38 protein-coding genes and 1 pseudogene are annotated in these 23,961 nt (G+C 50.2%); all 39 read right to left on the minus strand.

The window, feature by feature from the left end; translation table 11 throughout:
• Nucleotides 1-60: 60 nt before the first annotated feature.
• Nucleotides 61-300 carry a hypothetical protein gene (locus SSCH_RS10435; protein ID WP_044665411.1) on the minus strand — a complete coding sequence of 80 codons (240 nt, stop codon included), beginning with the start codon at nucleotides 298-300 and terminating at the stop codon, nucleotides 61-63.
• A gap of 58 nt (nucleotides 301-358) precedes the next feature.
• Nucleotides 359-715 (minus strand): transposase family protein, encoded by a 357-nt coding sequence (locus SSCH_RS10440; RefSeq protein ID WP_084711094.1) that lies wholly within the window; start codon nucleotides 713-715, stop codon nucleotides 359-361.
• Nucleotides 688-885, minus strand: a complete 198-nt coding sequence (locus SSCH_RS10445; protein ID WP_044665413.1) for a hypothetical protein — start codon at nucleotides 883-885, stop codon at nucleotides 688-690. The genes SSCH_RS10440 and SSCH_RS10445 overlap by 28 nt, the downstream gene beginning before the upstream one ends.
• The gene (locus tag SSCH_RS19330; protein ID WP_052835563.1) at nucleotides 878-1,270 is read right to left on the minus strand and encodes a Druantia anti-phage system protein DruA; all 393 of its coding nucleotides are present in this window, start codon (nucleotides 1,268-1,270) and stop codon (nucleotides 878-880) included. Before SSCH_RS19330 ends, SSCH_RS10445 begins: the two co-directional genes overlap by 8 nt.
• Nucleotides 1,267-1,782: a Druantia anti-phage system protein DruA gene (locus tag SSCH_RS19335; RefSeq protein ID WP_052835564.1), complete on the minus strand. Its 516-nt coding sequence runs from the start codon at nucleotides 1,780-1,782 to the stop codon at nucleotides 1,267-1,269. The genes SSCH_RS19330 and SSCH_RS19335 overlap by 4 nt, the downstream gene beginning before the upstream one ends.
• Before the next feature lie 469 nt (nucleotides 1,783-2,251).
• On the minus strand, nucleotides 2,252-3,382 hold the full coding sequence (locus SSCH_RS10455; RefSeq protein WP_232294353.1) for a TrpB-like pyridoxal phosphate-dependent enzyme: 1,131 nt from the start codon (nucleotides 3,380-3,382) through the stop codon (nucleotides 2,252-2,254).
• A gap of 294 nt (nucleotides 3,383-3,676) precedes the next feature.
• Nucleotides 3,677-4,687 carry an acyl-CoA dehydratase activase gene (locus SSCH_RS10460; protein ID WP_044665414.1) on the minus strand — a complete coding sequence of 337 codons (1,011 nt, stop codon included), beginning with the start codon at nucleotides 4,685-4,687 and terminating at the stop codon, nucleotides 3,677-3,679.
• Nucleotide 4,688: 1 nt separating this feature from the next.
• Nucleotides 4,689-4,958, minus strand: coding sequence for a hypothetical protein (locus SSCH_RS20305; protein WP_232294354.1), 270 nt, complete (start codon nucleotides 4,956-4,958; stop codon nucleotides 4,689-4,691).
• A complete protein-coding gene (locus SSCH_RS10465; RefSeq protein WP_232294355.1) occupies nucleotides 4,940-5,785 on the minus strand; it encodes an acyl-CoA dehydratase activase-related protein in 846 nt (281 codons plus the stop codon). The genes SSCH_RS20305 and SSCH_RS10465 overlap by 19 nt, the downstream gene beginning before the upstream one ends.
• Entirely contained in the window at nucleotides 5,782-6,348 is a 567-nt protein-coding gene (locus SSCH_RS21090) for an acyl-CoA dehydratase activase-related protein (protein ID WP_269746186.1), read from the minus strand. Before SSCH_RS21090 ends, SSCH_RS10465 begins: the two co-directional genes overlap by 4 nt.
• Nucleotides 6,349-6,355: 7 nt before the next feature.
• Nucleotides 6,356-6,796, minus strand: coding sequence for an acyl-CoA dehydratase activase-related protein (locus SSCH_RS21095; RefSeq protein WP_052835566.1), 441 nt, complete (start codon nucleotides 6,794-6,796; stop codon nucleotides 6,356-6,358).
• Nucleotides 6,797-6,887: 91 nt separating this feature from the next.
• Nucleotides 6,888-7,244, minus strand: a complete 357-nt coding sequence (gene spoVAE / locus SSCH_RS10475; protein WP_044665426.1) for a stage V sporulation protein AE — start codon at nucleotides 7,242-7,244, stop codon at nucleotides 6,888-6,890.
• A gap of 125 nt (nucleotides 7,245-7,369) precedes the next feature.
• Nucleotides 7,370-8,377, minus strand: coding sequence for a stage V sporulation protein AD (spoVAD, locus tag SSCH_RS10480; RefSeq protein ID WP_044665415.1), 1,008 nt, complete (start codon nucleotides 8,375-8,377; stop codon nucleotides 7,370-7,372).
• A gap of 10 nt (nucleotides 8,378-8,387) precedes the next feature.
• The gene (locus SSCH_RS10485; RefSeq protein WP_332306928.1) at nucleotides 8,388-8,699 is read right to left on the minus strand and encodes a SpoVA/SpoVAEb family sporulation membrane protein; all 312 of its coding nucleotides are present in this window, start codon (nucleotides 8,697-8,699) and stop codon (nucleotides 8,388-8,390) included.
• Complete coding sequence (locus SSCH_RS22440) at nucleotides 8,662-8,856, minus strand: hypothetical protein (RefSeq protein WP_332306929.1); 195 nt, start codon at nucleotides 8,854-8,856, stop codon at nucleotides 8,662-8,664. Before SSCH_RS22440 ends, SSCH_RS10485 begins: the two co-directional genes overlap by 38 nt.
• Before the next feature lie 334 nt (nucleotides 8,857-9,190).
• Entirely contained in the window at nucleotides 9,191-9,385 is a 195-nt protein-coding gene (locus SSCH_RS10490; protein ID WP_198142384.1) for a dodecin family protein, read from the minus strand.
• Nucleotides 9,386-9,479: 94 nt separating this feature from the next.
• Nucleotides 9,480-9,902: a sigma-70 family RNA polymerase sigma factor gene (locus SSCH_RS22445; RefSeq protein ID WP_232294356.1), complete on the minus strand. Its 423-nt coding sequence runs from the start codon at nucleotides 9,900-9,902 to the stop codon at nucleotides 9,480-9,482.
• Nucleotides 9,899-10,237 carry a sigma-70 family RNA polymerase sigma factor gene (locus SSCH_RS22450; RefSeq protein ID WP_232294357.1) on the minus strand — a complete coding sequence of 113 codons (339 nt, stop codon included), beginning with the start codon at nucleotides 10,235-10,237 and terminating at the stop codon, nucleotides 9,899-9,901. Before SSCH_RS22450 ends, SSCH_RS22445 begins: the two co-directional genes overlap by 4 nt.
• Nucleotides 10,238-10,249: 12 nt before the next feature.
• Nucleotides 10,250-10,687, minus strand: coding sequence for an anti-sigma F factor (spoIIAB, locus tag SSCH_RS10500; protein WP_044665416.1), 438 nt, complete (start codon nucleotides 10,685-10,687; stop codon nucleotides 10,250-10,252).
• A gap of 1 nt (nucleotide 10,688) precedes the next feature.
• On the minus strand, nucleotides 10,689-11,018 hold the full coding sequence (locus SSCH_RS10505) for an STAS domain-containing protein (RefSeq protein ID WP_156972239.1): 330 nt from the start codon (nucleotides 11,016-11,018) through the stop codon (nucleotides 10,689-10,691).
• Between the two features lie 208 nt (nucleotides 11,019-11,226).
• Nucleotides 11,227-11,580, minus strand: a complete 354-nt coding sequence (locus tag SSCH_RS21450) for a hypothetical protein (protein WP_332306930.1) — start codon at nucleotides 11,578-11,580, stop codon at nucleotides 11,227-11,229.
• Nucleotides 11,581-11,670: 90 nt separating this feature from the next.
• Nucleotides 11,671-12,388 (minus strand): annotated as a pseudogene (locus SSCH_RS21455) (D-alanyl-D-alanine carboxypeptidase family protein); the annotation flags it as partial.
• Between the two features lie 367 nt (nucleotides 12,389-12,755).
• A complete protein-coding gene (locus SSCH_RS22455; RefSeq protein WP_232294358.1) occupies nucleotides 12,756-13,121 on the minus strand; it encodes a hypothetical protein in 366 nt (121 codons plus the stop codon).
• Nucleotides 13,122-13,141: 20 nt separating this feature from the next.
• A complete protein-coding gene (locus tag SSCH_RS22460; protein WP_232294359.1) occupies nucleotides 13,142-13,933 on the minus strand; it encodes a thymidine phosphorylase in 792 nt (263 codons plus the stop codon).
• The gene (locus SSCH_RS22465; RefSeq protein WP_232294360.1) at nucleotides 13,920-14,072 is read right to left on the minus strand and encodes a hypothetical protein; all 153 of its coding nucleotides are present in this window, start codon (nucleotides 14,070-14,072) and stop codon (nucleotides 13,920-13,922) included. Before SSCH_RS22465 ends, SSCH_RS22460 begins: the two co-directional genes overlap by 14 nt.
• A 54-nt stretch (nucleotides 14,073-14,126) precedes the next feature.
• Nucleotides 14,127-15,335, minus strand: coding sequence for a phosphopentomutase (locus SSCH_RS10520; RefSeq protein WP_044665418.1), 1,209 nt, complete (start codon nucleotides 15,333-15,335; stop codon nucleotides 14,127-14,129).
• Nucleotides 15,310-16,323 (minus strand): site-specific tyrosine recombinase XerD, encoded by a 1,014-nt coding sequence (xerD, locus tag SSCH_RS10525; protein ID WP_232294361.1) that lies wholly within the window; start codon nucleotides 16,321-16,323, stop codon nucleotides 15,310-15,312. The genes SSCH_RS10520 and xerD overlap by 26 nt, the downstream gene beginning before the upstream one ends.
• Nucleotides 16,320-16,577, minus strand: coding sequence for a hypothetical protein (locus SSCH_RS18345; RefSeq protein WP_156972240.1), 258 nt, complete (start codon nucleotides 16,575-16,577; stop codon nucleotides 16,320-16,322). The genes xerD and SSCH_RS18345 overlap by 4 nt, the downstream gene beginning before the upstream one ends.
• A gap of 368 nt (nucleotides 16,578-16,945) precedes the next feature.
• The gene (spoIIM, locus tag SSCH_RS10535) at nucleotides 16,946-17,383 is read right to left on the minus strand and encodes a stage II sporulation protein M (protein ID WP_044665420.1); all 438 of its coding nucleotides are present in this window, start codon (nucleotides 17,381-17,383) and stop codon (nucleotides 16,946-16,948) included.
• Nucleotides 17,358-17,570 carry a hypothetical protein gene (locus SSCH_RS10540; RefSeq protein WP_044665421.1) on the minus strand — a complete coding sequence of 71 codons (213 nt, stop codon included), beginning with the start codon at nucleotides 17,568-17,570 and terminating at the stop codon, nucleotides 17,358-17,360. Before SSCH_RS10540 ends, spoIIM begins: the two co-directional genes overlap by 26 nt.
• A 79-nt stretch (nucleotides 17,571-17,649) precedes the next feature.
• Nucleotides 17,650-18,129: a hypothetical protein gene (locus SSCH_RS10545; protein WP_198142387.1), complete on the minus strand. Its 480-nt coding sequence runs from the start codon at nucleotides 18,127-18,129 to the stop codon at nucleotides 17,650-17,652.
• The gene (locus tag SSCH_RS19345) at nucleotides 18,126-18,317 is read right to left on the minus strand and encodes a hypothetical protein (RefSeq protein WP_198142388.1); all 192 of its coding nucleotides are present in this window, start codon (nucleotides 18,315-18,317) and stop codon (nucleotides 18,126-18,128) included. The genes SSCH_RS10545 and SSCH_RS19345 overlap by 4 nt, the downstream gene beginning before the upstream one ends.
• Nucleotides 18,307-19,512 carry an endonuclease Q family protein gene (locus SSCH_RS10550; protein ID WP_044665422.1) on the minus strand — a complete coding sequence of 402 codons (1,206 nt, stop codon included), beginning with the start codon at nucleotides 19,510-19,512 and terminating at the stop codon, nucleotides 18,307-18,309. Before SSCH_RS10550 ends, SSCH_RS19345 begins: the two co-directional genes overlap by 11 nt.
• Nucleotides 19,506-20,063, minus strand: a complete 558-nt coding sequence (locus tag SSCH_RS10555; RefSeq protein ID WP_044665423.1) for an NUDIX domain-containing protein — start codon at nucleotides 20,061-20,063, stop codon at nucleotides 19,506-19,508. Before SSCH_RS10555 ends, SSCH_RS10550 begins: the two co-directional genes overlap by 7 nt.
• A gap of 17 nt (nucleotides 20,064-20,080) precedes the next feature.
• Nucleotides 20,081-21,172 carry a DUF3866 family protein gene (locus tag SSCH_RS10560; protein WP_232294362.1) on the minus strand — a complete coding sequence of 364 codons (1,092 nt, stop codon included), beginning with the start codon at nucleotides 21,170-21,172 and terminating at the stop codon, nucleotides 20,081-20,083.
• A 127-nt stretch (nucleotides 21,173-21,299) separates the two neighbouring features.
• Nucleotides 21,300-21,551, minus strand: a complete 252-nt coding sequence (locus SSCH_RS19350; protein ID WP_052835567.1) for a M20/M25/M40 family metallo-hydrolase — start codon at nucleotides 21,549-21,551, stop codon at nucleotides 21,300-21,302.
• Nucleotides 21,548-22,459 (minus strand): M20/M25/M40 family metallo-hydrolase, encoded by a 912-nt coding sequence (locus tag SSCH_RS10565; RefSeq protein ID WP_052835568.1) that lies wholly within the window; start codon nucleotides 22,457-22,459, stop codon nucleotides 21,548-21,550. Before SSCH_RS10565 ends, SSCH_RS19350 begins: the two co-directional genes overlap by 4 nt.
• A gap of 13 nt (nucleotides 22,460-22,472) precedes the next feature.
• Nucleotides 22,473-23,294: a hypothetical protein gene (locus SSCH_RS10570; RefSeq protein ID WP_044665425.1), complete on the minus strand. Its 822-nt coding sequence runs from the start codon at nucleotides 23,292-23,294 to the stop codon at nucleotides 22,473-22,475.
• Nucleotides 23,291-23,961: glycosyltransferase family 2 protein (locus tag SSCH_RS10575; protein WP_084711100.1), on the minus strand; the 671-nt coding region annotated here is incomplete at its 5' end. The genes SSCH_RS10575 and SSCH_RS10570, both read right to left, overlap by 4 nt.

A 23,961-nucleotide genomic window follows, 5' to 3' on the forward strand; every position in this document is an offset into this window, starting at 1 on the left:
GCCCATTCGCATACAGCCCATCTAAGAAGTAGTGTAAGCCGCAGCCTTGGGAATTCTTTTTTAAGCTGTGTAGCCAAGCGATAAAACGCCTTTAACTCGCAGTCCTGTTTCCACTCTTTCATCACTTTCTATTTTCTCTAGTTCTGTATCGTTTTCCAAGAACTCACTCATCAGCGGTAAAACCATGCCGTTGGAGAGGATTAAAACTGCTTCTAGAACATAGGCGTAATACTGATGGTGTTCACCATCTTTGCCTTGAACCCTGCGGTGGGGATAACATTCATCCCAGCATTGGTCCATCACGTATTTTTGTGTTCCGTCTACTGCCACAAGGTAACGTTTTTGATGCAGCAGGTTTTTAAATTTTTTTCTTGTAGATCAAATGCCTTAACATGTCGATGTAAGCAATTTCGATTTGGTCTACATCCATCTTTTCCAATAAGCGACACAGGGTATCCTGGTGCGGCATGTCTGTTAATTCCGGAAAAACTGCTTGCAGGTGTTTAAGTAACCGCGGTCCGGTCATCTCCTGATTCGTTTCTCGCCTAGAGGGCATTTGAAACACAAACATCAGAATTCCATAGATCATCATTATTGTCATTTGATGCTTAACTTTCTTTGGACTCCGCGGATCAGGTATTCTTGCTAATTTATGAAGCAGCCCAGGCAGCAGTTGCCTGTATACGTCTAGTATCTTTTCAGTTCTTTGCTGAATATCTTCTTGTTCTTCATCCTCTGTTTTATATTGCTTTTGCGGTTAGGAAGCGTGAAGGTGGGAGGATATTGCCTCCCCTGTCTTTTTTGTTCTTCCCTGAGATCTCGTTGTTTTCTTCTCCGCTCCTGGCGTGTTGGACGGATCTGTGTTGGATGGACGGGTTTACTCATGAGCCGTCTCCCCCTTTAGTTGGGAGCGGAAATCGGCTGCCAAGGGATAGACATAGATATCCTTGGGGGTGAGCAACCTTTTTGTATGACGGTCCATCCGGCCGCGCCCAGCGGTCTTCCCAAGGTAGATCCAGTTTGCTGCCTGGTAACAGGTGCCCCGGTATTTCTTTGGATTAACGAAAGTTTCCAATAATACCGGGCTGTAACCGTATCGCTTCTGCCAGTCGCTCCTGATTCGCTTTGCCGCTAAGGATAAGGATTTGCTGGCCAGGTTTTTTACGCAGACCCAGGGAAAGATCAGAAAACGGGTGTTGTTTACGACTAGGTTTAATCGCAGGCTGCGGTCTATCTGGGTCCAGCCAATCCATTCGTCACGTGCTGTCAACGCCCAGGCTGCTGCCGCAAATAAAAGACATCCCAATGGTTTTCTCTTGTCCCTGTGGTGATGAAGTAGCGCTGATGGGCACCAAAGGGTCGCTTGTAGCCTAGGGTATGGTAACGATGAACATATTCGTTCCATAATCTAATGCCGTCTCGACTTCTTACCAGTTCTAACCCGATGGGCTCAAAATCGCTCACGCTTCCCTCTATCAACTGAGCAGGCCTCGTGTGTACCCCAAACTCAATCCGATCCCGGTTGTCGTGAATCTTATCTTCTTGTTTGGCTGGTAGGGTAATTGACCCCTTTTCTTCAAGTTTCTTTAAAAGCTGTAGGCATGAAGCTGTCTTGTTCCGACCATTCGGTGTTACCCAATCTAAGTTCTCACAGACCGTATTTGCTAGCTCGGTAAGGCTTAGTTTCGGAAACATGCGTATTATTTCCTTAACATCTTGCAGTTCCTGTTCGGTGAAATATCTGCCGCTTACCAAGACTTGGTTGTCGTATTGTTTTGTCATAGTGCAGGCCCCCTTTGATAATAACCCACACTATTGTCTCATAATTAATTACCGCTGTCCAGTTCCTTTTTCGATAAAATATTTCTTCTAGTCTCTGGAAACCTTGTCGGGCATAGTAGTTAGAGGCTATGCGTCAGTTCTGGGTGAGACGCGGGGACGGTTCTCGCGTCTCACCCTCGCGTCTCACCGGGATATGCGCGTGCAAGGGGGACGGTTCCTGGTGCATTTCTGTCACGTGCAAGATGCAAGGGGGACAATTTGGTGATTCAGGTTACTGTTACCATTTAGCTAGATTTGTCTATACAAGTTTCCCGTCCAGGTACTATCTGCGATTGTCACCAAATGGCCAGATCCGTATACAGTTAAAGTACCATAAGAACCGGGCTGCCTGGCATCAGGCAGCCCGTAATCTGTCTTGAGTCCCCTGTCACCCTTGTTTCGTTAACAAATCCCTGCCCCCTTTGTTTCGTTAGCAGTTATTCAGCCTCTTTGCTAGATAATCTTCGTAGGCGGACATGTCGAAGTGGCCATGGCCGCTCAAGCCGAAGAGGATAACTTTTTCTTCCCCCGCATCCCGTGCTTGTAATGCCTCCACTATTGCTGCATGAATAGCGTGAGCAGATTCGGGAGCAGGGAGAATTCCTTCACTCCTGGCGAAGGTGATCGCGCTTTGAAAAACATCTGTTTGAGGATATGCCTGTGCCTCGATCACCCTGTTGTTGTGCAAACTGCTGATAATGGGTGATGCTCCGTGATAACGCAGTCCGCCGGCGTGGATTCCTGGAGGTGTAAACTGGTGCCCCAGTGTATACATTTTTAATAAAGGTGTTAAACCGGCGGTATCACAGTAATCGTATCTGTACTCCCCATTGGTGAGTGTAGGACATGATAAGGGCTCAACAGCTATAATACGCATCGCTTTCCCCTCAAACTTATCCCGGACAAAAGGAGCTATCAGGCCTCCGAAATTGCTTCCTCCCCCATGGCAGCCGATGACTATGTCCGGGAGGCCCCCCACCTTCTCCATCTGTGCTTTGGCTTCCTGCCCGACCACCGATTGGTGTAGCAAGACATGGTTTAACACACTGCCCAGGGAATAGTTTGTATCCGGGCATTGGACAGCCTCCTCAACAGCCTCACTGATGGCAGTTCCCAGGGTACCCGGAGTATCAGGCTGTTCTGCCAGAACCCTTCTCCCGGCCTCGGTTTCCTGGCTGGGACTGGATATAACCTGAGCACCGTAAGCCTCCATAAAAGATCTTCTATATGGCTTTTGATTGTAGCTGACACGCACCATGTAGACCTTGCACTCCAAGCCGAAAAATTGACAGGCGATACCAAGAGCACTCCCCCACTGCCCGGCGCCTGTTTCCGTTGTCAGGCGTTTGATACCGGCCTTCTTATTGTAATAAGCTTGCGGCACAGCAGTGTTCAGCTTATGGCTTCCGGCAGGACTGGTACCCTCATATTTGTAGTAGATCTGTGCAGTTGTCTTTAACTCTTCTTCCAATTTCAGGGCACGATAAAGGGGTGTGGGTCTCCAGGAGCGGTAGATATCCATCACTTCACCAGGGATATCGATATAGCGCTCCTGAGTCATCTCCTGGGCAATCAGATCAGCCGGAAAGATAGCAGCAAGGTCACCTGGCTCGTAAGTGGGTTACGGGTGAACGGGGATGTAAGGGGGGTGGCAGTGGTACAGGCAGGTCTGCCTGCAGATTATACCATACCTGTGGGATCTCGCGCTCATCTAGCACGACTCTTCTCAGACTCATCTCAACTCATCTCTCCTCTGCAAAAAATATTTAATTAAAACCCATCTTAAACAGAGAACTGCATTTTGTCAAGAAATATCTTGGGTGACATGGGGGGTGACAGGGGGGACGGGGTCATGTCATCTTAGATGACATGACCCCCGTCCCCCTGTCACCTGCGTCCCCCTGTCACCTGTCACCTCCCAGCGGCCGCAGCGGTCACCCCACCTGGCAAGGAGGTCCTGATCCTGTTTGATTTCGATGATCTCGCAGGCATTTGGGCACTTCGGACAGATAAAGCTGCTGTTCTGAAAATCTACAGCTGTGACACCAAAGCCGCGAAACCTCGTTTTGCCACCATTTTCAACTATATGGTCACGAGCCAGCAGAGCCGCTCCAAAGGCCCCCATAACATTGAAGTGCCGGGGAATGATGATCTCAGTCTGCAGGGCATCTTCAAAAGCCGCCCGTATACCGGCATTAGCAGCAACACCACCCTGAAAGACTACAGGCGGATTGATGTCCATCCCTTTACCGATATTATTGAGATAGTTGCGCACCAAGGCCTCACAGAGGCCGGCAACAATATCTGATAGTGCATATCCCATCTGCTGTTTGTGAATCATATCTGATTCGGCAAAAACAGTACAGCGCCCAGCTATGCGCACAGGGTTTTTAGCCTCCAGGGCGATATCCCCAAAGTCTTCGATGGACAGATTGAGGCGATTGGCCTGCTGGTCCAAAAAAGAACCGGTTCCAGCGGCACAAACTGTGTTCATGGCGAAATCAACCACAATCCCGTTTCTCAAGATGATGATCTTCGAGTCCTGCCCCCCGATCTCGATAACTGTTCGCACTCCGGGAACCTCACGCAGTGCAGCCACAGCATGGGAGGTGATTTCGTTCTTCACAATATCTGCTCCTATGAGGACCCCCGCAAGGGAGCGCGCACTTCCTGTGGTTCCGGCACCACAAATGCGGTCAGCTGATGACAGACGCTCCTCCATCAAGGCCAACCCCTGCTGCACAACAGCTATGGGCTGTCCTTGAGTGCGCAGGTAAAGAGGTGATAAGTAAAGTTCTCCCTCGGGGTCAATTAAAACTAGATTTGTACTGACCGATCCAACATCGATTCCCAAAAATAAGTCCACCTTATAACACACCTTCCTTGTTTCGACTATAAGCAGCGATGAGATCGATAAATGCCTCCAGCCTCGTCTGAATCCCGGCCTCCCCTGAGAGCTCATCCAGGTAAAAGGTGAGCAGGGGCATATCATAATCCTTAGAAATAGCAGGAAAAACTGAATGGGCGACGATCTCCGGCATACAAGTTAAGGGTGCCAGCTGAATCACACCATCATAGTTCCGCTGAGCAAAACCAACAGTACACCCCCACCGTCTCCTTACCGTGCCCCCCCACAAACGGAATTCAAATAAGGGGCAGCCAGCTGCTTGTCGTGAACGCATTCATGCCTTATCCGCAACAGACCTCCCAACAGATGCTCATTGATCCAGGCACTCAACCAGATGCTTCTGGTTACTTCCACACCTAAAAGACCCAGGCGTTTCTCGATGTCATAATTGGCAAAGGGTTCGAGCACAGTAAAGATCTCACCCACCAAACCGACACGCAGGGGTTCCCTGGAATGCTGGGGCATCGTTTCAGCTCGTATTAAGAAGCCCCGAACCACCTGCTGTACTTTCTTGCGGTTATCAGCACCATCGATCTCCTGTAGGGCCTCCCTGAAATAACTTTCCAGCTTTTGCGGCTCAGTGACCCGGGGGCGAAGATGAAGCAGTTTTTCTTCTATGGTGTCAACTGCTCTAGCCTTGCACCAGGCAAATCTGACCGCTTTGATCATCTGCCACCAGGAAAGATCCCCGATCAGATAGCGGATCTTATCCTTTACTTCACGGAAACTGACATCAGGCGGCTCCAACACAACCATTTCCATTTCGATACCGAGATCACTTAGGATCTGCTGCTGCACCTGGGCATAGTAACCGAAACGGCAGGGGCCTACACCACCGGCCATTAAAATGGTATCTGCACCCATTTCCTTTGCTTCCAGGTAGTTTCCCATATTTAATTTAAAGGGAAAACAGGCAAACTCAGGTGAATGCCTCACCCCCAATTCCACTGTCCGCCTGGAGGTAGGCGGTGGCAAAACTACATCCAAGCCGAGGCCTGTCAGAAGCGCCCTGATCACTATATAAAGATGCCCCATATGGGGATATGTAATTCTCATGCCTTTTGCCTCCGTTTGATCATTTCTGTAAACGCCTCCAGACGGGTAAGCATACCCGCCTCTCCCGTATGCTCGTCAATGGTAAGCATCATGAGGGGAAGATCATCCCGCTGTTTAGCCCACCTGGCTACCATCTCCTCAATCAGGGCTTCAGGCCCGCAGCCGAAGGAGGTCAGATAGATCAAGCCATCCAACCGCCTGTTCTGATAAAAGTTGAGAGCAGAACCGATCATCCTTTTACCCAGTGTCCAAAACAGCCTTTTTGGAAGCTTATTGGACTTTTCCTCGATTTCATGATCGGTTAAGGATTCGGGTGTCACCACAGAGACCCCCAGGCCATACAGCTTTTTGATCAGATTCATGCTGATATAAGGGTCATAGAGGTTATACGGATGTCCGAGCAGTCCTATCTTTAACATTTGATCTGGTTGTGAAGCAGCTGCTACCTCAGATACATCAGACACATCAATATCTTCTAAAGCCTGCGGTAGCAGCATCCCTGCAGTCAACCGCTCTCTGAACCGGTTTTGTGCCTGTAAGGCTACCTTAATGGAGCTATCCACCAACTGTTTATCTCTGGATAAAAATGCTTCCGACTTCTCGGAAACAATCCTCCCAGCACTGGATAGAATCCCCGTTTATGCCTGCATCCACAACAGTATCGACCAGGACAGGCAGGTTGTTCAGGCGCGCCCTGAGCATATCGGGAAGCCCCATAAACTTGGGGCAGATGTAAGCCTTTGGTTCAACTCGCGTGATCCGCGGCACAAAAAGATAGTCCACCTGATCTGCAATAGCTGTCACATGTCCAAAAAACACCTTGACCGGCAGACAGGCCTCACTCAAAGTAGTCTCAATTCCATTGTCTAAAATGGCTTTGTTGGTCTCCGGAGATAGAACCGCCTCTAAACCCATACTGTTAAAAAATGCCCGCCAGAGCGGGTAGTAGTAATAATAAAATAAAGCACGGGGAATTCCTATTTTGACCATATCATCCAACCTTTGTTCCACAACTTATTTCTCATTGCTAATCGGTATTATGCCCAATAATCCGTATTTGAAAAGCCTGAAGTGGTCCCGTTTAAAAACCACGAGTCAGCAACTAACTGCGTGGGTTAAAGAGCACCGCGGTAACATAGCCAAAAATCACCGCTGTAGCAATACCAACAGCTGTAGCCTCTACCCCTCCGGTAAAAGCACCCAGGAGGCCTTTCTGTTGGACAGCGCGGATGGCTCCCTGGGCAAGAGTGTGCCCAAACCCGGATAACGGTATGGTTGCTCCCGCCCCTGCAAAATCCACCAGGGGCTGATAGAGACCAAAGGCACTTAAAATTGCTCCCGCAGTGACAAAACCGACAAGTATATGTGCGGGTGTTATGGATGACCTTGTCAGATCCATCCAGAGTTGGCCGATCACACAGATGAGGCCACCTACAATAAAAGCTATCAAAAAGCTCAGCGAGTCCACCCCCCTTTCAGAAACACGGTAGAAAAGAATACAAACAGCGCAACCCCACCCCCTTAACCTGCGGAAATTGCAACTGAAGCAGGGAAGGCGAAGCTTCATTATCCAGGCGGCCAGCTCTAACCGGTAACCGCGACAGCATGCGCAATAGCGGGAATTGATTCCCCCTGCTGGGAAATGATCGGGCTCATCAGGGCACCGGTAGCAACAAGGAGAAGATTTTGATACTGCTTTTCCCTGAGTTTTTGTAACAACAAGCCTGTAAAAACTGCTGCCGCACAGCCACAGCCGCTGCCGCCGGCATGCATATCCTGCTTGCCGGTGTCATAGATCAAGAGCCCACAGTCCTGCAGTTTTTCTTCAAGATCTAACCCACGCTGTTTAAGCAAATCCACCAATGCTGCCTGTCCTACACTGCCCAGATCCCCGGTCACAATTAGATCATAGGAATCAGAATTCGTTTCAGTATCTTGAAAATGCGTCAAAATAGTGTCCGCCGCTGCCGGGGCCATCGCCGCCCCCATGTTATGTACATCTGAAACTCCCATATCCACCACTTTCCCAACGGTCCCCCTGTTCACGCGCGGCCCTTCCCCCTGCATCTCCAGAACTAATGCCCCACTTGCAGTAGTCGTCCACTGGGCAGTAGCCAACCGCTGTACCCCCTGTTCCACCGGATGGCGAAACTGTCTCTCCGCGCTGAGATGGTGGCTGGATGAGCTCAGGAGAACACGTTGCGCAAATCCTCCATCTATCAGTATGCTTCCCAGAAGAAGGGCCTCTACAAAAGTAGAACAGGCACCGTACAAGCCGAAAAAAGGGATTTCCAATCCACGTGCGGCATAGTTGGAACTAATAATCTGGTTTAGCAGATCACCGGCTAAAAAGAAGTCAACATCCTGAGTCTGCAACGCTATCTTCTGCAGAGCCAGCTTAGCGCTCTCCTCTAACATCTTGCATTCGGCCATCTCCCAGGATTTCTCACCAAAAAGCGGATCATCAAGAATCCAGTCAAAGCCCGAGGCCAATGGCCCTTCGCCTTCCTCGGGTCCAACTATATTCGCCCCAGAGGTGATTACAGGCGGTTGAGAAAAATTAATAGACTGCTGTCCACACTTTTTTCCCATTACGATCACCCTATTGCAACAAAAAATAGATGATTCCGATGATACTGGAAATGAGCGTTCCATAGACAAGCACAGGCCCGGCGACGGTGAAAAGCCTCGCTCCCACCCCGAAAACAAAGCCCTCCCTTTTATGATCCATAGCAGGTGCCACAATGGAGTTAGCAAACCCGGTAATGGGGACAATAGAACCCGCGCCACCGATTCTACCGATTTCATCATACACACCAATACCTGTTAAAAACGCCCCCAATACAACCATGCTCCCCACTGTAATTGCAGCAGCATCAATTTCTCCGAAGCCCTGTGCCAGATAAAGGGTCATGAACAACTGCCCGATAAGACAGATCGTCCCCCCCCACCAAAAAAGAGTAAAAACAGTTTTTAACAATATTATGCTTTGGCTTGATCTCATCTACCAACAGCCTGTACTCTTCCTGCCGCCCTTCTTGCTCTTGCTGCTGCTCCACATTCCCTTTCATCAGTTTGCTCACCTCCTGAAAAGCGGATCAGGGATCAGGAGGAGATCAGAGGGACGGTTCTCTTGATCTCTTTTGTTCCAAAAACCAACACCTAGTCGCCAGCCATCAGACAGAGGGCGGTTCTTCTGATCTACTTTTAAGGTAACTAGATCCGTTTTTCTTTCCCTTTTTCCAACGACCAACAAGCAATTACTACCCACCAAACTACCAACGACCAATCCGAAAAACAGAAATTAGAGACCGGAAGTCAGAAGTTTGAAGTGCGGGCTCCAGGGTCGATCCCCCTTGCACGCAGAAATGCGCCGGGAAGCGTCCCCAATGCACCAATTAAGGGCTACTCTTTATAAGCAACTCTGACATTTGCCTTATACTCAAAAATCTTGCCATCGCGGACACCGGCTGTAAGGTTCGCAACTTCCACACCGGTGATATTGCCAGCACTTTGAGAGGCCTGTTCAACCGCTCCCTTAACTGCATCATCCCAACTGGTATTGGATTCACCGACAAGATCCATTACTTTAACAACCAAAACTAGCCATCTCCTTTTAAATTTTACTGTTATTATTACCTCCCTTCTGGTAAATATACTCAAAAAAAAAAGAACCCGGGTAATTTAACCCGGGTCAACGCAGGTATTCTCGTAGTTTGCTAACCGCTCTTTGCTCCAGACGGGAAACCTGAACCTGTGATAATCCCATCAGTTCACCCACTTCTGTTTGGGTTTTATCCTGAAAGTACCGCATTAAAATGATCTGTTGTTCACGCTCCGGAAGATACCCTAGAGCATCAGTCAGATCAATCCTCTCCAACCACCCAGTCTCTTCTTCATGATCGGAGAGGTAGTCGATCAGCTCAGAAGAATCTTGTCCCTCCTGGCCAACGCTTTCAAAAATAGAAATGGGGAGCTGTGCTGCTTCAATGGCCAGGACGACATCTTCATTATCCATACCCAAGTCCTCGGCAATCTCTGCAACAGTAGGCTCCCGTCCGAATTTTCGCATCAGGTTCTCCCTGGACTGCTTCACACGAATTGCCTTTTCCTTCATCGCCCTGGTAATCTTGACCGGATGATCATCCTCAGGAAACGGCGGATCTCTCCGATGATCATCGGTACTGCATAAGTAGAAAACTTGACTTTGAAAGTGGGGTCGAAGTTGTCTATTGCCTTGATCAGCCCGATAACCCCTATCTGAAAAAGGTCCTCATCATCATGACCGCGTCCCTCAAAGCGCTTGATAATATTGAACACCAGGCGGTAATTGCAGTTGACCAGCTTTTCTCTCGCCTCTTGGTCACCCTGGCGGGATCTCTCCAGCAACTGCTGTGTCTCCTCATCCTTGAGGAGAGGAAAACGAGGCAAACTCATGTCTTGCAATCCCATTAGATCCGCCTCTTAAGTTTCAGCATGAATTTCACCGGGCAAATTTTTGCGCAGTATTACCCTTGTACCCTGCCCTGCTTCTGAGGCCACATCTACCTCATCCATAAAGGAGCGCATGAAAACAAACCCCAAGCCCATCCTTTCCGGGTCACTGCTTGTGGACTGCAGGGCTTCTTCAATGTCCTCGATACCTTTTCCCTCATCCTCGATCACAATTTCCAAGCTATTATCAAAAAGGGTTGCAGTTAAAGTGATCACACCATCCGGTTCGTTCTGATAACCATGAGTGATAGCATTGGAAACCGCTTCTGATACCGCAACCTTGATCTCCTCAAGATCGCTGACATTGTAATCAACCTCAGAGGCAAAGGCAGCCACAGCAACCCGCGCCAACCTAACATTCCCGGGCAAACTCAATAATTCCAGTTTCATGCGGTTACGCATTTTCATTTCACCCCACCCCCCTGCCAAGAAACCTCAGGGCCTGCGATGTCGTAGGATATACCGGAATAAGGCGCATAATCCCAGATAGCTCCAGGATCTTTGTAATCCTGGGATTTGCGTTGGAGATGGCCACTTTCCCCCCACTTTCCTTTGCTTTCCGGTATCTGCCCAGGATAACCCCCAATCCGGAACTATCGATAAAAGTAACCTTCTCCAAATCAAAGAGAATATCTTTGGCTCCTTCTGTCCGGACTTTCTCATCGATCTCCTGGCGGCAGTAATCCGCCGCACCCAGGTCAAATTCTCCGCAGAGTTTGATTAGCATTATATTTCCCAACTTTATTAAATCCAGGCCCAAGGATCAAACCTCCCCTGTTTTTGCATTTAATTCGTCATCAGCGATGAAAACTCCTGCTAATTTATGGCATAAAAAATCCCCTCATTTGCGGTGAAGGGATTTGATCAGGATTACTCAGCAGGTCAGCAATAACTGTAATCCCCTCACCTGTAAGGCTGCCATGTGAAGGGATTTTATAACTTCCAGGTTAACTCGCTATTGATCTAAAGCTCTTTTTTAACAGGCGCCAAAAGCTTCCCCTGGAAATATCTCTCTGTGCCACAAGGGGAACCTTCTCACTGGTTTTACCATCAACGATGATCTTTAATTCGCCCACAGGATCCCCCTGGCTCACAGGAGCAGAGAGGAATGGTAAAAGTACGATTTCTGTTTTCATTTTTTTGTCTTCACCTTTTGGCATCAATATGCCGGCACCTTCAGGTGCAATAACCCCAACATGATCCATAGTTCCTTTACCAACACGAAGCTCTCCGACCACCTCTCCCGGCTTAACCAACTGCCTGAAGGCAAAGTTAGCGAAACCCCAGTTATACAGTTTCATTGACTCCTCAAAGTGGCCGCCAATTTTGGGAACACCGAAAACACAGCAAATCAGCCGCAGATCATCACGCTTTACTGTAGATGCAAGACAGTAATTTGCTTCTGTTGTCCAGCCGGTTTTAAAACCATCTGTACCGTCGTACCACCAGAGGAGTTTGTTTGTATTGTCCAGTTTTGTTTTTCCGCCACGCAGCTTGTGATAGTGTTTGATGCTGGTCAATTCCAGGAATTCCGGGCACTGAGCAGCCTCCCGACAGAGCACAGCCATATCATAGGCAGATGTGTAATGACCCTTGGCAGGAAGGCCGTGGGCATTAACAAAACGGGTGTTTTTTAGTCCCAGATCCTTGACCTTCTGGTTCATAAGACCCACAAAGGCTTTTTCACTCCCGGCGATGTGTTCAGCTACTGCCACACAAGCATCATTGGCCGAGCCCACTGAAATAGCGATCATCATCTCCTTGAAGGACATTTCCTCCCCGGGTTCCAGCCAGATCTCCTGACCCCCCCATTTCCCAGGCAGCTTCGCTGGTTACAACACGGTCATTCCACTTCACTTTACCATTTTTCAGTGCATCTATTGCTACCAGGAGAGTGGCTACTTTCGTCACACTTGCCGGAGCTCTCCGTTGATGAGGGTTTTTCTCGTAGATGATTTTTCCGGTGTGAGCTTCCATGAGCAGAGCAGAAGGGGATTCCGTTTCCGGAGTTACACTACCCCAGGCAAACTCGACAGGGGTAAGCTGTAGAAGAAAGATTGCTATAACAGTGATAGTGATCAAACTAGTAATCAAACAGCAACGACGCATAGCGATTACCTCCCTAAAAATCGTCTTTCCTTAGTATCTGCAAGTTTAATCCACTTACTCCTGGGACAGCTACCCATAAATGGTGGTTAGTGGTTAGTGGTTTGTCGTCGGTCGTTGGAAAAAGATTTTCGGGCGAGGCGCGTGCACTGGGGACGGTTCCTGGTGCATTTCTGCGTACAAGGGGGACAGTTTAGGTGTTGGAAAATGAGATGTGGGAAGTGGGAAGTGGGAGGTTGGAAGTGGGAATGTGTGCATTTGGGGAACAGCCCCCGGTGGTCCCCGGTGCATCCGGGTATCTATAAAGAAATAAAGAAATAAAGCAAGCCTGGTCCCGATTCAAAAGCGTGACAAAAGGACCGTCCCCTTGTCACGCTTTGGAGCGAATCACATCATAGATCAGGGGTGGCAGTGACGGCTGTTCCCGTCCGATAGTAAAGGCCCGGCTCAGCCTTTGCTTGGCTTCATCCAGGTTTTCAAGGCTGTTCACATGGAGCACAGCCAGGACTTCCCCGGCGACAACTCTATCTCCTGCTTTTTTCCTCATTGTAATGCCTACAGTGGGATCTATGGTGTCTTCTTTAGACAGCCGCCCAGCGCCGAGCAGCAGTGAAACCCAGCCCACCTCTCTGGCATCAACTTCCTGGATGAAACCGCTCTCCGGTGATGTGACTTCTATCTTCTGGGCGGCAGCGGGCAGAAGGGATGGATCATCAATAAAAATCAGGGGAACCACCCTGAGCGATGACTATATCTCTACAATCTTTCCAGCCCGGCTCCTTGATCCAGGAGCACCTGCAAGCGCTCCCGACCCACCTGTGGAGTTTCCGCAATACCGGCCGCTGCCAGCATCTCTCCTCCCAGCACCAGGCAGAGTTCAGTTAAGTCAGCAGGTCCCTCCCCTTGCAAAGTCCTTACAGCCTCCTCTACCTCCAGGGCATTCCCCACAGCACACCCCAAGGGCTGCACCATGCTGCTGAGGATGATCACTGTCTGGCGGTCAAACTCCCGACCTATGGCAGTCATCAATTCACCAAGCGCCCGCGCATCGTCAACACAGGGAAGAAAACCACCTGATCCCACCTTTACATCCAGCACGATCCTGTCCGCGCCGGCGGCGATCTTTTTGGACATGATGCTGCTGGCAATAAGAGGCAAGCTATCCACGGTTCCTGTGACATCCCGCAGTGCATAGATCTTCTTATCTGCAGGTACCAGACTGGCAGTCTGCCCTGCCAGAACAGCACCTGTTCGCCGGGCGACACCAATGATTTCCTCTAAAGATAAATCCACACGAAATCCGGGAATGGCTTCTAATTTATCCAGTGTGCCCCCTGTATGCCCCAGTGCTCGCCCGGACATCTTGACAACAGGTGCACCCGCCGCTGCCACCAAAGGCACCAGGATCAGTGTCGTCTTGTCGCCCACACCACCGGTGCTGTGTTTATCCACCTTGACCCCTGGGATCACTGAAAGATCAAGGGTATCACCGGATTTGATCATTGCCCTGGTTAAGTCCCTTGTTTCTGCGAAATCAAGGCCGCGCAAAAAAACAAGCCATCAAAAAAGAGGACATCTGGTAGTCAGGGATAGCCCCACCGGCGTAGCCCTGAATCAGATAATCTATCTCCTGGAAGCTTAAACTGCCTCCATCCCTCTTTTTGATGATCAGATCAAGTACCCGCATGCCCTCTCCCCTCTTCTAAAATACCTTGTATACTGACTGCTTGCCACTATATGTCTAATCAGTGATCACTTTCCCCTTTTCTAAAATACCCTGTATCGGGGTTCCATCCCCCTGCTCGACACCAAAAAGTGCAGCCAGTGTGGCCCCTAGATCAGCCATTGTTGAACGCACCCCCAGAAAAGACGGCCTCACTCCGGGCCCCGCTATCAGCAGGGGAACATACTCCCGGGAGTGGTCTGTGCTGGGTGTTGACGGGTCACAGCCGTGATCAGCAGTGAAAACAACAAGATCCCCCTGCCGCAGTTCTGAAAGGAGAGCAGGCAGCCATGAATCAAATTCTTCCAAAGCCTTAGCAAACCCCTTGACATCATTGCGGTGGCCGTAAAGGGTATCAAAATCAACCAGTGTAGCAAAGACAAGGCCTCTGTCAAGCTTCTTGAAGGCATCCACAGCACGCAAAAATATCTCACGGTTCCCGGCAGCGGGTATAGATGATGTAACCCCACTGCCTGCAAAGATATCATTTACCTTACCAACCGCTACCACCTGGTAACCGCTGCCACTGAGTGAATTAAACAGTGTTGAGCCTGGTGGGGTAAGAGAAAAGTCGTGGCGCCGCGGTGTGCGCCAGAAACTGCCCGGTTCACCGAGAAAGGGGCGCGCAATGACCCTGCCCACCGCATGCCGCCCAGTGAGCAGTTCTCTTGCTGTCTTACAGATCCGGTAAAGTTCAGGAACCGGGATCACCTTCTCATGGGCAGCTATCTGAAAAACGCTGTCAGCGCTCGTATAGACGATGGGAAAACCTGTTTCCAGATGCTCGAGGCCGAGTTCCTTAATGATCTCTGTTCCCGATGCAGCCTTATTTCCCAGCGTTTTTCTCCCGATCCTCTCTTCAAAGGGAATGATCACATCAGAGGGAAAACCGTTCGGATAAGTAGGGAAAGGGGTTTGAAGAGTCAACCCCATCATTTCCCAGTGGCCGCCGGTGCTGTCCTTTCCTGGGGACTGCATAGCCATCTTTCCATAGGCTGCAAGGGGCTTGTCCACAGGAGGAACCCCCAATAAGGGGATAATATTCCCTAATCCCAGGGCGCCAAGATGGGGGAGATTCAAACCACCTACTGCTTCTGCCATGTTTCCCAGGGTGCAGGAACCGGTATCACCGAAATCTTCAGCATCCGGAAGTTCCCCCACTCCAACCCCATCCATCACCAGGATCAAAACCCGCCCGCATTTACGATCTGGGATGTGATTTCTCATAGACTTCCCTCAACTTTCCTTGACTCAAATGAGTATAAATCTGTGTTGTCGAGATATCAGCGTGCCCCAGCATTTCCTGAACCGCTCTCAAATCCGCTCCATTTTCCAGGAGGTGTGTGGCAAAAGAGTGGCGCAGCACATGTGGGGTGATCTCTTTTTTAATGTCAGCCTTTCCTGCGTAACCCTTAAGGATCTTCCAAAACCCCTGTCGCGTCAGCCGCCTGCCGTGGTTGTTCAAAAAAACCGCTCTCTCGAAATTTTTCTTTCTTAACTTTAACCTGCTGCGGGAAAGATATTCTCTAAGACACCTGCAAGCCACCTCACCGATGGGGATCAATCGCTCCCTGGAACCTTTCCCTAAACAGCGAACAAACCCCAGGTCCAGGTTGAGGTGTTCAGTATCTAAACCAAGCATTTCCGAAACCCGCATTCCTGAAGCGTACAATAACTCCAGCATCGCCTTGTCCCGCAGCCCGATCACTGTTCCAGGATTGGGCTGAGAAAGAAGCAGATCAATATCCTGCTCACTCAGCACCCGCGGCAGGTTCTTCTCCAATTTAGGAGTTGTCAAGTTTTCAGTAGGGTCCGCTGCCACCTGGCCCTCCTGTAACAGGAAACGGTATAAACTGCGAATTGCTGCCAGTTTCCGTGACCTAGTCCTGGCACTGCAGTTCTGCCGGCGCTGGTAATCTAAAAAGCTAAAAATCACACCCTGGTTTGCTTCAGGAAAGATCAGACCTTTGTCTTTTAAATAAGAGACATACTGCTCCAGATCATAGCGATAAGACTTTACAGTGTTCTTGGCAAGACCCCGTTCCACCCGTAAAAATGTTAAAAATTCATTCAACTGTTCGTCATACTCATTGCACAAGAGACATTCCCCCGTAAATATTTTCCTCTCCAAAGAGAATTCCACATATAAAAAAAAAACTCCTCCCTGTTTCCAGAAAGGGGTATTCTTTATCATACTGGGAACAATCTTATTCATCGCGTAGATCCTGGTTCCTTTCCATAGTAAAACTGCCGCAGCCTTTCCAAAAAGTTGGACTCCTCTCTAGGCTTGTCGATACTTCCCTTTTCCACCCGCATATAATGGGATTCGTTATCATTGATATCTGCCAACCCCCCGGCAATAAAGGTAAGAAACTGCGGAATAATCAGGCCAATAAGTAACAGAAAAAACAAAAATTTAAGAACAACCGCGGCCTTGCGTTTCCAATTGGTAATAGTAATCAGCATCATAAACTCCCGCCCCCTCAGAGATTTCAATATAACCCAGCTTTTGGGCACCTCTACTTTAATACTTATGCACAATCTGTTCTTAAAATGCGATGGGGTCAGGCTTGAGTAATTTACTTTCTGTTTTTGTTTTTGGTGACTGTCACCAAATAACCAAATCTGTATATACAGGTCTATATGTGGATCAGGAGAACCGCCAGACTGTGTGACAACTCCCCAAATCACCAGTTCAGCAGCCATAAAGGAGACATAACTGAAATAGCAGGATAATTGGTGCCCCTTATCCCTAAAAACAACCGAAATTTGGTCGTAAGTGGGGGGATGGAAAAAGGCAAAATGGTTTTCACACAGTCTGCCGTTCCCCTGATCTCTTATTTGAGGATGGGGAGGATGAGGCGCATCAGTCCTGGTGCTAGATAGGCCTCCAGCCAGGAACCGATGAGGACCAGGAGGAAAAAGACCAAGAACAGCAGGGTATAGACCCCCAGGCGGCGGTAGGGTGCATCCTGGGTGCGCAGAAGGGTGAATGAAAAATATAAGGAGAGGACCCCGGCGCCCAAAAAGGCCGGGATATAACAGAGGTTTTGGGGAAGCACACCGGCTATTGCCAGAATCAACCCCTTCCCTGCCTCTTCCTGCACCAGAAAACCGACAGTGAAACCCACAATAAATCCTCTGGCAGCGACAGCTATCAGGATCAAGGGGCTTCCTACAATCGTCAGCCCGAACACCCAGAGGAGGCCCAGTGAACATGCCTGTATCTTGAGGGTTTGAACCCAGGCTTTAATGGAAAGAGACGCCCCCCGCACAGGCAGAAACCTCCTTGAGGTAAAAAGTTAGATACTGATTCAGTTCCTGCTGAACCAAAGGGTTCAAGGTACGCAAGGAAATAGCCCCTAAAACTAACCCACACAAAAAAACCCCAACTGCCAATACAAAAGGAATAAACAGCCCTTTTTGAGTATTGATGGCAATAGGAGTTCTAGACCAGCGCATAGCTTACCTCCCCAGCAAGTAAAAATTACCTCTCTTAGAAGATTCTATGCGGGGAAAAATAAACCAATTACTAAGCCAGTCAAAATCTTCGCAATAAAAGGCGTTCCGACAGATAGTATGTGGCCAAAACATCATCCAGGGCCTTGCCGCTGGCAGCAACAAGAGCGATCCCCCGCCCTTCTTCCTCTGCAAGCGCCGCCGCTCTCTCTATGGCTCTCGCCGCATTTTCCCATCCTGTACGCCCAGGGGTGCGCGCCACAGTACCAGTCAGTACAGGTGCACCCGCATTAAATGCTGTATCAAAGGCAGCCCCACCACAGTCAGTGACCGCCACCACAATCTTATCCTTAAAGTCTACCAGCCTGGCGGTCTCAGCACCCTGGTTGGGGTAGATGCCCGCCTCTTTTACCCCTGCGGCATGAAGCCCTTCCAGAAAGCCTTTTGCTCTTTCTTGACGCTCCGCGGCTCTGCCGATCCTCGGTTCCGCTATCACCACCACTTCTGTTTTCAGTTCATCAGCCATCACAGCGGCGTATTTACCTATTGCTGCAGGATTCACCGGCACCGGTGCCTTGCAATTAACAGGCTTGCCCCCAAAACAAGGGCTGCCCCTTCCTGGATGGCGACTTCCAGTGTTGTGCTCATATCGATCACATCTACGATTACAACAACCTGCCCGCTGCAGGCGGCATGATAAGCCCCGCTGGCATCAGTTGTTACAGTGATCACCCCACTGCTACCTGTCACCCGCATCCCCTCCACGAACAACTTTTCCATAAGTCCCTCCGCCCCCGGCGGCAAGAACCAGCTTCCCCTGGCGTGCATCCTGGATAACCTTGCCTATCTTTTCCCCCACCACTCTTACAAGGTCCGAATAGCTCACAGAGTGCAAAACATTCATCTCAGTTCCGAACTGCTCCAAGAGCTTGGAGACTGTTTTCGGTCCCACCCCCGGCAGAAAAAGCAAAGGAACCTGGTAATGATAAGGCGGCCGCTCTTGCAAACAGGTGGTTCCATTCTGATCACCTATCTCCTGGATCCGATCCAGAACCCCTTTAACGATCTTAGTAGCCCCACAGGTAGGGCAAGATGTTACCGGCGGATCAACAACTGCTATCCTGCCGCAGGAAAGACAAAAGGTGCGGTGGTATTTACCCAACCTGGGATCCAATCCATAGTTGGCCAACACCCGGCGCCCATCCAAAGATTGGAGAGCCATAAGCAGTTCCTTAAAACTGGGTTCAGCAAGCAGCAGAAGGTTGTACTCCCTCCCCAGATTCTTCAGAGAATGGGCATCTGAGTTGCTCAAATAGGTCAGTGGTGCCAGCTCGCTCAGGTGATCAGCCAGAAGGGTGTCAGCACTCAACCCCAGTTCCAGGGCAAATATCTTCTCAAAGTTTTTATCTCCCAGCAGTTCACTGATCCGGTCAGTACACTGGCCATAAACACCCTTATGGGGTGTGAAGGCATGGGCGGGCATAAAAAGACCGGAGCGCGCCAAAACCTCTTCCTGGATTATCCGCGCCGGAAGATGGCAGCGCTGGGTACTCAATTCGGGGTTCGTCACATGCCCTGCTAAAAAATTAGAAAAGGAACGAAGCTCAGCAAGGGTAGGGAAATAGGCCAGCCAGTGAGCACACTTGCCGTTTTCCTCTGTTGTTTCCATTTCCGCTCCTGGGATCAGTGTCAGCTGATCATGGTAGCGCAGACCACCACCCGCCAGTTCCCGGGTAACCCCGCGAACTGTCATCTCCTCCAGCTCAGCACAGAGCCTGGGACAGGCTGCATCCACAATTCCCAGGATATCGAGCCCCTTATTTACCGCTACTTCTTTTAAGACCCCCGGTATCGTCTGGCTGCGCGCCGCTGTCACCTTGACCGGAAACCCGGAAATAGTGCGTCCGATATGTACATGCAGATCTACAAAGTACTTGTTCAGCATTGTTCTTCCAGACCACGACAGGCAAGGATCCCCAAACCTGTTTTAGCATCCTTGATCTCTCCATCTAAAACCATACGGACTGCCTCATCCAGTGGCAGGGTAACCACATCGATAAACTCCCCGTCATCCGGACACGCCTCTCCCTTCAATAGTCCCTTAGCCATAACCAAATAGATCAATTCATCACAAAAACCCGGGGATGTATAAAAGGCTGTGAGCACTCGCATCTCTTGTGCCTGGTAGCCTGTTTCCTCCTCCAGCTCCCGCCGCGCACAAGCCAGCGGTTCCTCTCCCCCATCTCTTTTACCGGCGGGCAGCTCCAGCAGGATCTCCCCGGTTGCATGCCTGTACTGCCGTACCAGCACAACTTCTTTGTTATCTGTCAGGGGAAGGATCACCACAGCACCAGGGTGTTTGACAACCTCCCGCCTGGCGGTCTTTCCATCAGGCAAGCGAACAGTATCCACCTGAACCCCGATGATCTTTCCCTTGAAGATCTCCTCTGATGATACATATTCCTCTTTAAGTCTGGCATCCAGATTCTTTTCCATTTACCTCTCCCTCTACTCTATTTTTTTCGTAGTTCTGCTGCAACCGATCCTGCCGCCCCGGCAGCCAGAAAGAAAACAGGGTCATCAACAGGAGTCCGCCCCATACTCTTGACGGTAATACCCTGCCCCTCCAGGTACCTCAAGGCAGGGCTGCCATCCCTGACCACAACACGGTGATGTGATAGGATGCCCGATTCTTCCAGCTGTTTGTTAATTAGATCATGCTGCTCAGTATTAACCTCAGGCAGTGCAATAATCGCCTCCCTGAGAGCAACCCTTTCCAGAGCAGTCAGAGTGTGGTGGCTCACCCCCCGGTGGCGCGGCCGTGCGTCAGCAAAGCTGATCCGCGGCACAGCAATGGGCTGCCCTCCCAGGACACTGACAGCATTGATAATTTCACCCTGCTCCAGGGCAGTTGTACCCCATCTCGTCCCTGTACCGACAATACCGGGACCCATGGTAACAATGATTATCTCAGCCTTCAAAACCTGATAGGCAGCAATAAGTCCGGAATAAATATTAACACTCTCCAGATCACCCCCGAAGGCATGCCCTGCAGAAACTGTACCGGCAAGCATCCCTTTTTCCTTCAAGGCGTGAACAGTCTTGCTCAGTGTAAGGGGGAGTGCAGCTCCATCGGTCATCACAAAGGCTACCCTTGCTCTGCCCTGCGTTGCTGCCAGGCACCCTGCTGCAGCAGGAGCCAGCATGCTGTGCAGTGTCCCTACAATGACAGGTGTTCCCTCAAGTGATTCAAAGTCCTTGATCTGCTGATGGAAGGGACTTGCCTCTTCCTCTACACTGAGGACTTTGACCTGGTAAGGTGTATAGCGCAGCTTCATAATATGGCCGTCGTCGCCGGGAGCAGGGTCGGGAATGCGGCTGAGGTTGGCGATCACAAAATGGTAACCCCCACTGCCCAATTTTTTCTCCACAGCTGTTGTATTCAGATAGACGTAATCACCGGTTGACACATCCCCGGTCAACAACGGAAAATTCCAAGCACAGCAAAGGGTCCCCTCAACCTCCACATCCAGCTCCTGGATGTGATCCAGGGCCTCTAAGACACGGCTCACTTTCCCTTTTTTCCAGGAGATCAATTCAATCACTTCCCTTTGACTAAAAATAGAGGTCTGATACCGGATGTTGGAAGTCAGATATAAAAAGAAACAGATTCCACCTGTTCCACAACATCACACTCGGCTGGTGTCTCCTGGGCGACACGGATATCTACCCTCAGTAAGGTGGACTCTCCCGGCGGAGGGTCGCAGCACTCAATTGAATCATCTCCCAAAGGATCCTGACCATATGGATCAGGTCCTGAGAATCCAGGAATTCATCTGTTGTATGGGCGTTCTGCATCCCTACAGCAAGATTGGCCACCGGCAAACCCGCGGCATTGAAAATGTTGGCATCACTCCCACCACCGCTGGTCTCCAGCCGTAAATCCAATCCCGCTCTATTAATAGCTGCAGCCGCAAATTTCACAGTTTCCTGTTCAGGGTCAAGCCGGTATTCCGGGTACTCGAAAGTAACGCGAATATCACGCTGTTTGCCCCCGGAATCTCCTTGATCCCTTCGAACTCTCCTACTATCTCCTCAGTGATGGCATCAAGCTTCCCTCTGTCCAGACTCCTGGTCTCACCCTGGATAAAAACCGCATCAGGAACGATGTTGGTGGCTTTGCCCCCTTCAATAATCCCGACATTAGATGTGGTCTCCTCATCGATCCTTCCCATGCGAAGCCGTGAGATAGCCTCACTGGCAATTCTGATGGCATTAACTCCCCGTTCCGGTTCAAATCCCGCGTGTGCTGCTTTACCCTTTACAGTTATATATAAGACATTCTGGGCGGGTGCCGCGGTGATGATCGCCCCGGGAGAGCCGGTGGAATCAAGCACATAACCCATCTTTGAGCTAAGTTTACCTGTGTCAAAGTTCTTGCTTCCCAGAAGTCCGTGTTCCTCCCCTACAGTCAGAAGAATTTCCAGAGGGCAGTGGGGTTGCCCATTTTCGCGGATCATCTCTAATACTTCCAGGAGGGAGGCTATCCCCGCTTTGTCATCCCCACCTAAAACAGTATCACCTTTGCTCCGAAAGACGCCGTCTTCAAAAAGCACCTCCACCCCTTCACCCGGATTCACTGTGTCCATATGGCAGGCGAAAAGGAGAGGAGCAAGCCCCTCATCACCGGGAAGGTGTGCCAGCAGATTACCTGCACTGCCACCTATCTTTGCTGCTGTGTCATCCTCTTCAACTGTAAGGCCGAGGCCCTGTAAACGATTTTTCAAATAATCCGCCAGTTCACGCTCCTTCAAGGATGGTGAATCGATCTCAGCGAGTGTGATAAATTCTCGAAATAATCTCTCCTCATTTATTCTGTTGGGTCCCTTCACATAAGATGCCTCCCTATTTTGATCTCCCTAAGTTATCCAAAAAACGCAATAAGCGATTCTTTTCAATGATCATGGTAAGTGAATACCTCTCTGTAAATAAGTGCAGCAGCATCAGGAATGCAACAACTGCCAGTTGAGCAGGAAAGGTCATCGTCCAGACACTGGCCATCCCCAGAGCTGCACCTAAAAGATTCGCCCCGGTATCACCGAGCATCGCCATGGCTTTCAGATCAGCAGGGGCACAAGCAAGAAGCCCCCCGGCCAGGGGAGCAATTAGAACCAGGGGCAGTTTATCCTGGAAGACTGCAAGTAATATGAGAAACCACAGATAAAACACCTTGATGGCCCTGCCAGGGCGCAGGTCAACCAGATTGATGGTGTTGGCAGCCAGAGCCACCAATAAAGCAGCGGTCAAAATCTCCCACCAGGGGCGTCCTGGCAGCGATATAAAGGAGATAAGCAGTGCCCCCGCCCCTCCCCCTAGAGCCTTGAGTGCACCTGTGGTTAGCTTTCCATTTAATAGGGCACCGAAATGTCCCTTCAGTCCGCGGTTTTCCCTGGAACCCAACAGATCATCGAGCAGTCCAAGGAGAGCAAAGAACACAACACCCACCAGGAACAACACCAATAAAACCAAATCCCCGGCAGCCCAATAGGCAAGCAAAAAAGCCACTAAAATATAGACAAAAACAAAAATTAACCCCATCCCTACCGGTATTGATTCCCCGCGGTAATTGGGACGGGTAGCCCCTGCACACGTTAGCAGTTTTAGAAAAAGGGGAAGGGTGATCAGTGTCAATAAAAAACCTAAACTTACAGCGATCAGAATTTTCATTGACGCACCTCTTTCCGCGCAGACCGGCACAGTGCCAACAGGACATGCCAGAACTGCCTGGCGCGGTGCCTGATACCTGACCAGTCTCTGCCCGTAACCCGGTGGCTCATTGTTGTGGGGACCTCCTGGACGCGGAAACCGCTGCGGGCTGCGGCGATGGTCATGGCCACTTCCACACCGTAACCGAAAGCAAAGGGTGAAACCGCCTCCAGCACCTCACGGCGCATGACGCGTTGACCGGATATCGGCGCCTTGAGGCGCAGTCCGGTCTGCAGGCGGATCCCTTCTGTGGCAAGCCACTTGACCAGGCCAAAACCGCCTGCCTTTTTTACAGGAGGGAAGGTGGCTATTGTCAGATCCGCATCCCCATCTAAAACAGGGCGAGCAAGCAGTTCCAGTTGGCGTGCACTTGACCCCAGGTCCCCATCCAGCAGCGCGATGACCGGCTGAGTAAGATGAGATACCCCCTGATTTATAGCCATACCTTTCCCGCAGTTTTGGGGGAGACTAATCACCTGGGCACCCGCCAGCCTGGCCTGTCCAGCTGTCTCATCCTGAGACCCGTCATCCACAACAACTACCTGATCTACCCCTGGCACATGAAGAACGGAATCGACAGTATCAAAGATCCCATCCTCCTCATTGTAAGCAGGAATACAGAAATCAA

It is taken from the genome of Syntrophaceticus schinkii (assembly GCF_000946815.1).
Classification (GTDB): domain Bacteria; phylum Bacillota; class DSM-12270; order Thermacetogeniales; family Thermacetogeniaceae; genus Syntrophaceticus; species Syntrophaceticus schinkii.